11 protein-coding genes and 1 other RNA gene are annotated in these 12,206 nt (G+C 37.0%); 1 reads left to right on the top strand and 11 read right to left on the bottom strand.

Features of this window, described 5'->3' with window-relative positions; translation table 11 throughout:
• Window positions 1–27 precede the first annotated feature (27 nt).
• From ACK4M9_RS02250 to ACK4M9_RS02210, 9 genes are all read right to left on the bottom strand, one after another.
• A complete protein-coding gene (locus ACK4M9_RS02250; protein WP_409847467.1) occupies window positions 28–1,974 on the bottom strand; it encodes an ATP-dependent DNA helicase in 1,947 nt (648 codons plus the stop codon).
• Between the two features lie 190 nt (window positions 1,975–2,164).
• A complete protein-coding gene (locus ACK4M9_RS02245) occupies window positions 2,165–2,413 on the bottom strand; it encodes a DUF2564 family protein (protein WP_409847464.1) in 249 nt (82 codons plus the stop codon).
• Between the two features lie 67 nt (window positions 2,414–2,480).
• Window positions 2,481–4,268, bottom strand: a complete 1,788-nt coding sequence (locus tag ACK4M9_RS02240; protein WP_409847461.1) for a M3 family oligoendopeptidase — start codon at window positions 4,266–4,268, stop codon at window positions 2,481–2,483.
• A 550-nt stretch (window positions 4,269–4,818) separates the two neighbouring features.
• Window positions 4,819–5,955, bottom strand: a complete 1,137-nt coding sequence (locus tag ACK4M9_RS02235) for a THUMP domain-containing class I SAM-dependent RNA methyltransferase (RefSeq protein ID WP_409847458.1) — start codon at window positions 5,953–5,955, stop codon at window positions 4,819–4,821.
• Between the two features lie 166 nt (window positions 5,956–6,121).
• Window positions 6,122–6,510, bottom strand: an RNA gene (rnpB, locus tag ACK4M9_RS02230) — RNase P RNA component class B.
• A gap of 67 nt (window positions 6,511–6,577) precedes the next feature.
• Complete coding sequence (locus ACK4M9_RS02225; protein WP_409847455.1) at window positions 6,578–6,970, bottom strand: reverse transcriptase-like protein; 393 nt, start codon at window positions 6,968–6,970, stop codon at window positions 6,578–6,580.
• Window positions 6,971–6,983: 13 nt separating this feature from the next.
• A complete protein-coding gene (gene gpsB, locus ACK4M9_RS02220) occupies window positions 6,984–7,295 on the bottom strand; it encodes a cell division regulator GpsB (RefSeq protein WP_409847452.1) in 312 nt (103 codons plus the stop codon).
• Between the two features lie 160 nt (window positions 7,296–7,455).
• Entirely contained in the window at window positions 7,456–8,007 is a 552-nt protein-coding gene (locus ACK4M9_RS02215) for an SLOG family protein (protein WP_409847449.1), read from the bottom strand.
• Between the two features lie 164 nt (window positions 8,008–8,171).
• Window positions 8,172–8,492, bottom strand: coding sequence for a spore coat protein (locus ACK4M9_RS02210; RefSeq protein WP_409847447.1), 321 nt, complete (start codon window positions 8,490–8,492; stop codon window positions 8,172–8,174).
• A gap of 466 nt (window positions 8,493–8,958) precedes the next feature.
• Between ACK4M9_RS02210 and ACK4M9_RS02205 the strand changes: the two genes are divergently transcribed.
• Window positions 8,959–9,282, top strand: coding sequence for a 2Fe-2S iron-sulfur cluster-binding protein (locus tag ACK4M9_RS02205; RefSeq protein ID WP_409847445.1), 324 nt, complete (start codon window positions 8,959–8,961; stop codon window positions 9,280–9,282).
• A 251-nt stretch (window positions 9,283–9,533) separates the two neighbouring features.
• On the opposite strand, the gene ACK4M9_RS02200 is transcribed toward ACK4M9_RS02205, so the two are convergent.
• Complete coding sequence (locus tag ACK4M9_RS02200; RefSeq protein ID WP_409847442.1) at window positions 9,534–10,283, bottom strand: 3'-5' exonuclease; 750 nt, start codon at window positions 10,281–10,283, stop codon at window positions 9,534–9,536.
• Window positions 10,283–12,187, bottom strand: coding sequence for a DUF294 nucleotidyltransferase-like domain-containing protein (locus tag ACK4M9_RS02195; RefSeq protein ID WP_409847439.1), 1,905 nt, complete (start codon window positions 12,185–12,187; stop codon window positions 10,283–10,285). Before ACK4M9_RS02195 ends, ACK4M9_RS02200 begins: the two co-directional genes overlap by 1 nt.
• Between the last annotated feature and the right edge of the window lie 19 nt (window positions 12,188–12,206).

Below are 12,206 nucleotides of genomic sequence, written 5' to 3'. Positions count from 1 at the left end.
GATTGTAACTATCGCACCGTCGTTTTTCTATATGCTGCTAGTGACGACAACCTCATCTGGCAATATCGCTGTTACTTGTTTTAACAGAGCTTCATCAGTTGTTAAACGCTCATCTACAATCGCGATTATACCTTTATCAGAACTTGTTCTAATTAGTCTACCAATCCCTTGTCGTAATCTTAGCAACATATATGGGAGGTCAACGTCTAAAAACGGTTCATGAGCGTTTCTACGTTTACCGTTAAAGACTGGATCGCTTGGCGGAAACGGTAACGACCAAATAATTACACTTGATAAGGATGGACCAGGAATGTCCAATCCTTCCCATAAATGAATCGCACATAAAGACGTTTTTTCTTCATTTTGAAAAGAATGAACGATGCTACTTAACTCTTGATCACCTTCAAATAAAAATTTGAAAGCTGAAAATTCTTGAGCTGTTTGTGTTACTTGCTTAAAGGTTTTAAGCTCCTCATCATTATTAAATAATAGAAGTGATCTACCATCTGATTCTTTTAAAACGTCAAGGACGGCACTAAGCTTACGATCTTCTCTTGTTTTTGGAATGACCACTTGCATATGTTCCTTATAATTAAATGGAGATTCAACGGTAAATGAAAGAAACTCTTTAATACCTAGGCTTCCTGAAATATACCCAAAATCACCATTCGTTGATAGTGTAGCAGATGAAAACACAATCGGAAGTTTTTTTGAAAATACTTTTTCTTGCAAAACATCTTCAACAAGATTAGGCATGATCACTAACGTAGTTACTTCTTCTACCTTTGTAACCCAAGTAATGACATTCTTTTTCTCAGCTAAAAGTGACAATGAGTACTGAAGCATATCGATATGCTCTTCAACAATTTTTAATTGGTAATCTTCAATCGTATAAAGCTCACTTTCAAAAACAAGGGCATCTTCTAACGCTGCTAAAAGTTTTTTAAATTCTTTTATCTCTAAGATTAATTGAGGGGTAATTTGCAGTTCATTTCGATCCGAACCTTTTACATAACTTGACTCTTTATCGATTGTTTGAAACATCGATAAACTATGAGAGATGATTTCATCCACAAGGACTGCTACTTCTTCACGAATATCATTTGAAAGCAGTCTTTCTAAAATCTCTTCTAACAGATCATGTCGGACATGATAAGCCAATGCTTTCTGTGCGGCAAATTCTAATAAATGACCTTCGTCAAAGACGATACTACTCGCTTCAGGTAAGAACGGTAGTTGCCCTTTACGTTTTCGCGATTCCTCAGTCCAAATATGCTCCATGTAAAAGTCTTGCGAACAAATAATTAAGTCACTTGCTTTTCGATAATGCTCTCTCGTTAATGTCATTCCGCACCGGTGGCGTTTCTCACAAACTGAACAATCTTGAAAAGCATCCCAATTTAATTTTTTCCATGTTTCGTTGTTAAGATCAGCATAGGTTTTACGATCCCCATAATAATGAAATTGTTGCATTGGCGCATTGCTATAGACAAATGAAGGAATCGTCATCGAAACATCCTCATACACAGAAGCATGTTCTTCATCTTCTCGAAGTCTCTCTAGCTTACTTACACATAAATACTGTTCTTGGGCTTTTGCTAAGCGAACATCAATATTTAAGTTTAGCAGCTTTGATAGTTTCGCGATGTCTCCTTCTGGCTTTACAAGCTGCTCAATTAACGCTTCATCGGCGCAAGCAATAATGGCAGGCTTACCAATATACCTAGCATAACTTATCGCATAAAGTAAATAAGCAATCGTCTTTCCAGTTCCAACCCCGGCCTCAGCAAAAATAACTTTTTTGTCAGCAAAAGCGCGTTCAAGTTGAAACGCCATAAAAATTTGTTCATCACGAATTTCGAATCCTGCTTCTGGTAAAATATCGTAAAAAACATCGCCAACCCAATCTCCCAGTTGGTCGATAAAAGATTTTTTACGATCATATGTAAAAGGTAACTTCTCAAACGATTGCATAATATCCCCCGCTAAAATGGTCATTGTAGTATATAAATTGAAAGAAAAGCTCATCGAGCCTTATCTTTCTAACATTCAATAATATGTATAGTTTTTATGATTTGTCAATATAAAATATGTTGAGACTTTCAGTAGTATGAAGAAGGGTGTGCCTAGATAACAGACACACCCTTGTTTTTTTTTTATCCTGTTATTCTTTTGCCTCTGTTAATTGATGATCAAGTCGCTCAATCAGCTCGGAAGAAAATTCAAAAAATTCGTCACTAATTCCTGTTGCATGAGAGAGAGCATCAGCGTATTGCTGCTTTGCTTGGTTAAGGCAATCCGTAGCAGCTTTTAGCTGATCTTCATCCATACTCATCGTTGCTTGACCAACCATTCTTTGCGCGGCTTTAATTGCCATTTCAACTTGTCTAATATCATTAAACGGTTCAGACATCGTACAACCCACCTTTAGATTATTCCTAGCTAGGTTATACAATTTTGATGTTTTTTATTCTTAACGATTACTTTTGGGTTAAATTTAAAAATTCATCAACATCAGCTGCCGCTAAATCAATTGCGCCTTGCCAGAAATCTGGCTTCGTTAAGTCTACATTTAAATGCTTCATCGCTAATTCTTCAACAGGCATTCTTCCAGTATCGCGAAGTAAATTAATGTACTTTTTCTCGAAGGCATCCCCTTCTTTTTGGGCAAGTGCATAGATCCCCATACTAAATAGGTAACCAAATGTGTATGGAAAATTATAAAAAGGTACTCCAGTAATGTAAAAGTGTAGTTTAGATGCCCAGAAGTGTGGATGATACTCTCCTAATGAATCATCAAACGCATCTTTTTGTGCCTGTTCCATCAGTTCATTTAAGCGAGCAACGCTAACAAGACCTTGCTTACGCTCCTCGTAAAATCTCGTTTCAAACAAGAAGCGGGCGTGTATATTCATAAAGAAAGCGATGCTACGACTCACTTTATCTTCTAATAATGTTAAATGTTCTTCCTTCGTTGTCGCATTTTTCACCGTGGCATCGGCAACAACCATTTCTGCAAATGTCGATGCAGTTTCAGCAACATTCATCGCATAACGTTGCGCCAAGTAAGGTAAATCATTCATCACATGTTGATGGAAGGCATGCCCTAATTCATGAGCCAATGTCGAAACATTTGAAGCTGTACCAGCATACGTCATAAAAATACGCGACTCATTGCTTAATGGGAAACTCGTACAAAAACCACCAGGTCTTTTTCCAGCACGGCTTTCAGCTTCAATCCAATTTTTAGCGAAGGCTTCTTTCGTAAATTCCGCCATTTCCGGTGTTAGCTGTTGAAATTGATTAATGATGATTTCAGCAGCCTCATCATAGCTAACTTGGGGAACATCCTTTGATAAAGGTGCGAACACATCATGCCAACTTAACTTCTCAATCCCTAAGATCTCAGCTTTTCGTTGTAGAAATTCAACAAATTTCGGTTTGTTCTCACTAATCGTATTCCACATTACGTCTAACGTCTCTTGGGACATTCGATTAATATCTAGCGGCTCCCGCAGTACTTGGTCCCAGCCTCTTTCACCATATACTTGCAACCTATATCCGGCTAAATGATTTAGAGCATCGGCACATAACTCGGCTTCGTTAGCCCAAGCGGCCTCCCATTTTTTTGAAACTTGTTCACGCAACTGACGGTCACCACTGCTCATTTTATTATCTGCTTGACCAATCGATAATTCTTCTGTCTTTCCGTCTTCTTCAATAGAAATTTTCATCCGGCCAACAATTGTATCATAGAGTTGTCCCCAAGCATGGTAGCCATCAACAGATAACTTTTGAATGAGTGTTTCTTCTCTTGGCGAAAGCTTTTCTTTTGCACGTACGCGTCTTTCTACGAGTGGATATGTGACTTCAGTAAAGACATCTTGCTTAATAAACGTTTGCCAATTTTCTTCAGACATTTTTAGTAATTGATCATCTATATTTGTTAAGATTGCTTCTAAAATCGTCGCTGTTTGATTTATCGTTCCAAGAAGCTGTTTCGCCTTAACATCTGCTACATTTTGAGCATTTAAGCAACCTAAGAATGCTCCTGCTTGCCTAATTCTTTTGGCAAGTTCTTGAACTTCTAGTATCCATGTCGTGACTTCCTTTACCGTAGCAACATTTCCGTGGATATGATTATGTAGCTGTTTAAGATCAGTTTCTAGCGTTTCTAAAAACACTTGTAATTCTGGTGACTCACTGCCACCTGGAAAAATTGAATCTAAATCCCATACTTGACTAAGTTTTTCTATCAAAAGTACCACCCCTATTTTTTATTTCTTATGTAAGTGAATTTCATAATTACCAAAATGAGCCATATCAAACGATATTTAGTTGCGAGTGGTTTTACGCAACTAAATATCGTATCTAAGTGGCGGTAATATAGAATTATGAAATTCATTAAAGTATAATTTTTATTTTAACAAACATTTAGAAAACAAGAAAGGTAAGACTTTTTTAACAATAATGCACTCATGATTACACGCTCTAATTATGAAAATCTCGGTCGACTTCTTTCGCTTCGCTGTTATCCAGTTCCTGTATAAGAGGCTCATTCAAGAAATCGACCGTATTTTTTCGCGGGTACCAAATATGGCGGCGAAAACTATGCCGCCACGACCTTCAATGAAAAGTCGCTGGCTTCCCTTTCTCTTCGCTGTAAAACTCTAACGAATTTTAGAGGCTCGTTCAAGGAAATCCAGAGACATTTAGTAATACTAAAAAAATTTTATAAAAAAAGTAGAATGTAAAACCATGACCGCTTTGCTATATCGCAATACTTTCATAGTTTACATTCTACATTAGTCTAAACGATTAATTTCTAGGTGGTCTTGGACCGAAAAACTGGTAAAAGTCTGTCTTAATATTACCGTTATAAAGCTTCCGTTTTTTTGTTGCCTTTTTCCCGTAGAATTCTTCGAAGCCTTCATGTGAAGTTAGCATATAAACGGACCATGTATCTAGCTTAGCAAATGCTTTACCCATATCGCGATACATTTGCTCAACTTCTGCTACTTCTCCGATCCGCTCACCGTATGGTGGATTTCCAACAATACAGCCATATTCCAATTTTGTCGAGATATCTTTTACATGCATCTGTTTGAATTGAAGCATATCACCAAAGCCTGCTTCCTTAGCATTATTAATCGATAGTTCGACCATTTTATGATCGATATCTGTTCCGATAATTTGTAACGGCTGATCATAATTCGCCAAATCCTCGGCTTCCTCCATCGCAGCTTCCCAATTATTCTTACCGATCCACTCCCAGTCTTGTGAAGCGAAATCACGATTAAAGCCTGGGGCAATATTTTGTCCAATCATTGCTGCTTCAATTGATAAAGTACCTGACCCACAAAAAGGATCCCAAAACGGACGATCCGGATGCCAATTTGTAAGCTTTAGCATCGCAGCTGCCATCGTTTCTTTTAGTGGTGCCTCACTATGTAGGTAGCGATATCCACGCTTATGTAACCCTTGTCCACTCGTATCAATGGTTAATGTGACAATGTCTTTTAATAAGGCTACTTCAATTCGAAAAAACGGGCCATCTTCATCAAACCAAGCACGCTTATATGTTTTTTTCATGCTTTCAACAACCGCTTTTTTTACAATCGCTTGGCAGTCAGAAACACTGAACAATGTTGACTTAACGGATTTCCCAATGACAGGAAACTCACCATTTTCAGGGATCCACTGCGCCCATGGAAGTGCCTTCGTTTTTTCAAAAAGTTCATCAAACGTTGTTGCCTTAAATTCGCCAACAACTAGCTTTACTCTGTCAGCCGTTCTAAGCCATAAGTTTGTTCGGCAAATTGCCTTTTCATCAGCTTCTATAATGACTTTTCCATTTTCAACTTGAACTTTTTCATATCCTAAATCCTTCACTTCACGAGCGACTACAGCTTCAAGACCCATAGACGCAGTTGCAATTAATTTAATAGTTCCCATAATATTTCCTCTCTCGGTTAAATTTGCTTCTACTATTATAGAATGTAGAATTGAGAATGTAAAATGTAGAATAATTCTCACAAACACCTTGTCTATTTTAAATGCAAAAAACTCCACACATGATGTGTGGAGTCCTTAGTTTAAAGAATTAGTTTACCTATAAGCGTTCGATAAGCCATGTTTTGTTCCTTCGCACTGCAAGCGGCTATTAACCTCGTACTCCGGTGGTAATCATCTATCTACAAGAAGCAAAGCTCCTCGTCCTTCTCTCGGTTCAATTCCCTTAAGAAGGTTCCCCTACCAAATTTGGGTTTCTCGCTCGTGGGGTTTACCTCGTTCCACTCTCTTCGTTTCCGAAGAGACTCCGTCACTGTGGCACTTTCAAGGTATTAACACCATATCTATGCAGACTTAGGTGCTTTCCCTGCCGTTAGCTCAGTCGAAACCGAACTACCCTAGCTTATGACTTCGCTAGGCACGAACACTACGGTCATCGCAGACCGTGCGAGCATGGACTTTCCTCAACATCCGAAGATGCAGCAATTACCTGAACGCTTACTGGCTGTCGAAAGTAACGACAAGAATTAGTATATCATTAATACAGAATAATTCCAACTTGTAATTATTTCCGATTCATTTGAATTGCTTTTCTTGCAAGCTGATCAGCAACCGCGTTATTTTTGCTTGGAATCCATTTGATAAAAAATAGATCGAAGTTGTCTATATGTCCTAAGGCTTCGTTCAGCAGAGTCTTGAATGGCTCACGTTTTGCGTATCGCTTTTCCAATGTATCTTCAACGATCTTTGAATCTGTTCGAAAAGAAACCGTTTTGTACCCTTTTTCAGAACAGATGATTAGTGCTTTAATTAAAGCCGCAAACTCAGCTTCATGACTTGTCATCTCTCCTAAAGGAAAGGAAAAATGGTCGACCGCTCCATTTGCTTTAATGAAGATCCCCGCACCAGCTAGCCCAGGATTACCAGTACTAGCCCCATCAATATATACTTCGATCAACTAAAACTACTCCTTAATCAAAAAGTTTATTACCAAACACGTGCTTTTCTAAGTTAGATAACCGTTTAAGAATATCATAATTAGTATTTCCAACAGTAGGTGCCACTTGGCGAGGTTGTTGTTGCGAAAGCTTATCGGTTTCCAACTTAAGTTTTGCATTTTCACTTTCAAGTAGATCAATTCGCTTTTGGAATAATTCATAATCTTTTATGACAATATCTAAAAATTTATCAACTTCATCTTGATTATAGCCTTTTAAGCTAGTTTTAAATTCTTTTTCTAAAATTTCCTTTGGCGTTAGTTGTGAAATCTTTTTTTCAACCATGTTCTTTCACCTCTATAATTTATATATTTTTCCTTTTAAAAAATAGCTCGGCCTATTTATAGCCTATGTATATATGATTATTAGAAAATATCCCCGATATTAATATACACCATCATTTTATATATTTTTTCAAAACATTGTTAAATTGTCAATTAAATAATTACCACTCTAACATATCATCTTGATAGGCAAGTTCGATTTCATCTGGGTATATGTAAAATATTTGATAATTAGAACTCTCGGACTTAAGTTTAGCATTCGTTAAATAATAACTTGGTGATCCTGGCTTATCGTCGTCATATATAACTAAAAGGCCATCGCTCTTTTCAATAATGTATTGATTTTTTAATTTCAACTGGCTCGGATTTTCATATTCTCTCTTTGTAATACTATCGACATAATCTGCTTGTAGTAAAACTTGGTTGTATTGTTCTTTTTTTAACTCATTCCAGTTACTTTCTTGATTATAAAAAGGCGTTAATACAGCAAGCCTAAGTTGAGGATATTGCTTCTTTAATTGAATTACAACTTCACCACACCATAACTCAACACCTAATTGCCCCGAGATTAAAACCCATTCTAATCCATCCTCGATAAAAGAAATAAGCCGTTTCTCCAATACTTTTTTTATGTATTTAATCCCTTGATGCTTTTCATCAAAAATGCCTAACTCATGCGTTTTATAACCTGTTACAGCCATTATTTTTACCATCTAAACACCCTCTATCTATACTACGATTAATAATGTTGGTTAATATCCTTTTCAAAGGTGCATTGCTGATAGTCAAATTCAACAACGAAACAATTTCTCTAATGGAGAAAGGGTATGCATATCATTATGCCATACCCTCTCAAAGTATTGCTAACTATTTGTCATTAAAAGAAACGACGACGTGGAGCAGCTGCTCCTGCAACACCTGGTCCAAAACCTGGGGCAACGCCTGGTCCTGGTACAAATGTCGGTGGCCCTGGAGGGCACATGAATTGCTGGTTAGCAACCTGATCAACTTGTGATACAGTTTGCGGGAAGTTATGATAGTGTTTGTAAAGGTGTTTGTTCACCACTGTCGTATGAGCAGGGTGCACCTCTGGCACGATATACTCGCAGCAATTATAAACTACATTTTGTTGAGTTGGGTGAATACGCGGTGGTAAAACTTGTGATTGTACAGCTGGTCTTCGTCCTGGAAAGAACATGTTTTATTTCCTCCTTTTTTTGTAGGTTCAATATCAACCTATGAAAAAGGGGACTCATGTGTACTAGTGTATTCACCTATTTTATAGTAATAAGTCATGAAATTCCGCTCATAACAAAAAATGTAACGCCAATCATCACAAAAAACATAATTAAAATATAGACAGCCATTCTTATCTCTCCAATAAAATAAAATCATCCTTCAATCTTCTAACTTTTATATTTTATTTAGAAAATGATACAATGACAATAGGAAATTTTTGTGTATTTTTCATAAAAATTTCTCTCAATGCGCTATTTTAACAAAATTCTACAAATTACCGACAAGTAGAGTACGAAAAAAGGGCAGAAAAGCCCGAAAAAACGCCGTTTTTGCGCTTACCCAGGAAATATATTTCCTCGTTTAAACATTTGCAAAAATGGGCAAAGTGGTTGTTATATTGACAAAACTGAAAGGTGGAATGACAGTTGGCAACGATTAATGTACTTGACTATCAATCTTTTGAAGCTGAAGAAGGAAAAAAACTCGTAAATGTTTTAGAAGATAACGGTGTCGATATTTTGCACCGCTGTGGTGGAAAATCAAAATGTACAACATGTAGAGTTGAAGTTATCGAAGGTGATTTTGCCCCTAAATCAGAACAAGAGCAACAAACGTTAGCCGCAAAAGGATTTAACGAAGCTAATGTCCGCTTATCCTGTCAAGTTGTCGTAACTGGTGATTGCACTGTAAAACCAGTGATGACAAAAGCCAACTCTAATCTAGAGCCTGGTCCAAGACCAGAAGAATAAGGAATTAGCCATTTGTCCCCTCTCTAGCCAAACGTTTTAGGGAGACAAATGGTTTTTTAAAATTAAAAACTATTTTTGAGTTTAATCTAACCATATTTCTAGAAATGTCGCTGAATTTCCTTGAACGAGCCTCTAAAATTCGTTAGAATTTTACAGCGAAGAGAAAGGAAATCCAACAACTATTAAAATGGAGTTGGTGGCGGCATCGTTTTTTTCGCCATTTTTATTTTGAAAAGATATACCTCAAAGCTTTAATCATCGAAAACAAGCTTCCCCTTCTTCTTCCCTCTAATTTTTATATAATCTTCGAAAGTATGAACACCTTTTTCTTCTAACATTACTAGTAGCTTCATAAAAATTTCCGCTGTCATTTGCGCATCATTAAGAGCATGGTGTCGTTCTTTTTGGTCAATTTTAAAATACGTAATTAAACCATCAAGTTTATTATTTACTTTTGGTTGCAGGAAATTAGCTAGAAAGTATGCGTCTATAAACAACGGTTTAAAATTAGGGAAGCCCCATTGTTTAGCCATCACTTGTAAAAAATGAACATCAAAGGAAGCTGGGTGCGCTACAAGAATCGTACCTTTACTAAACTGCAAAAACTTTAAAAATGCCTCTTGAAACGATATCCCCTTTTCAACCTGTTCTTTTGCAAGTCCAGTAAGTGAATAAATAGCATTAGGTACTTCGCCGATTGGTGAAATGACCTCATAAAAATGCTCAGGAAACCGCATCTCATTTACATTTATTTTTATTGCCCCAATCGATACAATTTCATCACCTAATCTAGGGAAAAAGCCCGTCGTTTCTAAATCAAACACAGTATAGGTCGTTTCTTGAAAGCTCTGTTTTGGAGAAACCGTTGGATGAATTGTCAATAACTCCTTCGTTATCTTGTCTTGCAGGTCTTTACTATATTTTTTTCGTTGTCCTCTTTTTATGTGAAAGTAATCGTAAAGGAAATATTTAATAATTTGTAATGACGGGATTGGTTCCATTATATTCCCCGCTTCCTACCAAAACTAAGCTCACTCATTTGTTGAAGACGTTTAGCGACACTCAAGGCTTCCTTCAGTTTCTTTTTCTCCTCTTTATCCAAGCAATCCAAAGAAAGTTCATTAGAAAGAGCTTTATTGCTTCTTATTTGATTAATATTGTTTAGTAGCCTCATTGTCATCAGGATGTGAAGCGATGTTTTGGCGTTCTTTACATCACGAGGATGAAAGACCTCCATCTCTCTCAGTAAATTCAGCCTTTTAATCGTATTCTCTTCGGCAATTCCGTTCTTAATCGTAAAAATCCTGACACCATTAATAATTTGCATAACCGCTGCTTTTTTAAAATTTAGTAAGTGATCTTTTCCCGAGGTTGTAATCATTCCAAATGGGTTTAATGGGACCCTAAATCTAATCGTATATTTCATCAATAACAAGTGCAGGATTTTCCCCTTTTTAACAGTATCTGTTGTAGATTCCCGAAGCTGTCTAGCCAAAGTAAAATCACCAAAGATCGGACGATAATCAATAAAAATGGTAAAATCTCTAATCTCTTCGGAATCTGCTTCCTTTACCCACCGTTCCACTTCGTTAATCCAACCTTGAAGAGAGCGGCGCCATTTTGCTTCTTTCGCCATAACTCCCCCTGTACAAAGAGGAAAGCCACAAACTTGGAGACCATGATTGATTTTTTCAGCCAAGGTCTGAAAAAAAAGCTCAATTTCCTGTTTATTAGGTAAATGCTCATAGTTATCAAGGATTAAGCCATTATCCTGATCTGTACTAAACGCTTGCTCCTTGCGACCTTGACTTCCCATAACGATAAAGCAATAGTTAATCGGTGGAGTACCATAGCCCTCTTCTTTCATTTCTTTTAAAGCAATTTTAATGACTTGACGATGTATTTTGTCGTTGTAGTTTGAAATTAATTCACAAACATCGTAAGCATACGTATTTCCACCAAGTAATTCTTCTACGAAGTCAATAAATAAGCGGTTATTTACTGCTGCATACTGCGCTAATCGATCTAAAGAGGTGGCATGATGGATTGCGTGTGATAAACTAACGTAATTAGATTCCTGAAGCTGTAAAAACGAATCTGTTGTTAAAGCACCAACCACCTTTTCTTGTCTCATCACTGGAATAAAATCGACGTGATCGTCTTTAAAATAAGATAAGACGTCATAAGAAAAAGAATCAACAGGAGCCAAATAAGGCTTCCTGTTCATAATATCCATGACAAGCTTACTTGTTTCATTTGCGACGATGACATTTAACAAATCTCTCTGTGTGACAGTTCCGAGGATCTGATCTTGATCATCTACGACGACTAATCCCGTACTCGTTTGTGATCGTAGACGTCTTGCAGCTTGAATAACCGTATCCGTAGGGGAGATAAATGTCGCTTTACTCATAATCGTCTCGATCCTTGTTCGTAAAAGCGCAATATTTTCCGTGTCCTCCCGATTCCGTTCATGTTTAATTTCATCGTACAATGTCTTCATTCGATCGCCAATACCTTCTAAGACAATCTCAGAAAAAACTTTATTATCAGTCATTGCCTGCAGCATCGCCGTTTTCTTCAAGAGAATAACTTCACAATTTTGTAGAGCTTGAACCGAAAACGTCATTTGTCCACCAGCTAACATAATCATTAACCCAATTAAATCACCAGGATAATAATAACGCACAGAGAACTGCTCTCCACTTGTTTTGTGAAGGATATTTTTAGCGGAACCTGCCACTAAAAAATAAAGTTCGATTTCGTCTTCGTCTTCATGAAACAAAAACTCATTTTTCTTAAAGAGTCGTAACTCTGCTTCTTTCGTAATCTCATCAAATTCTTCTTTTGTTAGAATATCAAAAGGTGGAGTATCGCGAAGCTTTTTATGGTCAATTGTATTCAAAACAACTCATCCTCACTGC

The sequence above is a fragment of the Anaerobacillus sp. genome, assembly GCF_046314235.1.
Taxonomy (GTDB): domain Bacteria; phylum Bacillota; class Bacilli; order Bacillales; family Anaerobacillaceae; genus Anaerobacillus.
The sequence above is the reverse complement of the archived record's forward strand: the minus strand, read 5'-3'. Positions and strand labels throughout refer to the sequence as shown.

Coding starts and splice junctions, on each gene's coding strand:
- gpsB (WP_409847452.1), bottom strand. CDS start 7,295: ATGGTTGAAAAAAAGATTTCACAACTAACGCCAAAGGAAATTTTAGAA.
- ACK4M9_RS02235 (WP_409847458.1), bottom strand. CDS start 5,955: ATGGGAACTATTAAATTAATTGCAACTGCGTCTATGGGTCTTGAAGCT.
- ACK4M9_RS02250 (WP_409847467.1), bottom strand. CDS start 1,974: ATGCAATCGTTTGAGAAGTTACCTTTTACATATGATCGTAAAAAATCT.
- ACK4M9_RS02200 (WP_409847442.1), bottom strand. CDS start 10,283: ATGGAACCAATCCCGTCATTACAAATTATTAAATATTTCCTTTACGAT.
- ACK4M9_RS02210 (WP_409847447.1), bottom strand. CDS start 8,492: ATGTTCTTTCCAGGACGAAGACCAGCTGTACAATCACAAGTTTTACCA.
- ACK4M9_RS02245 (WP_409847464.1), bottom strand. CDS start 2,413: ATGTCTGAACCGTTTAATGATATTAGACAAGTTGAAATGGCAATTAAA.
- ACK4M9_RS02215 (WP_409847449.1), bottom strand. CDS start 8,007: ATGGTAAAAATAATGGCTGTAACAGGTTATAAAACGCATGAGTTAGGC.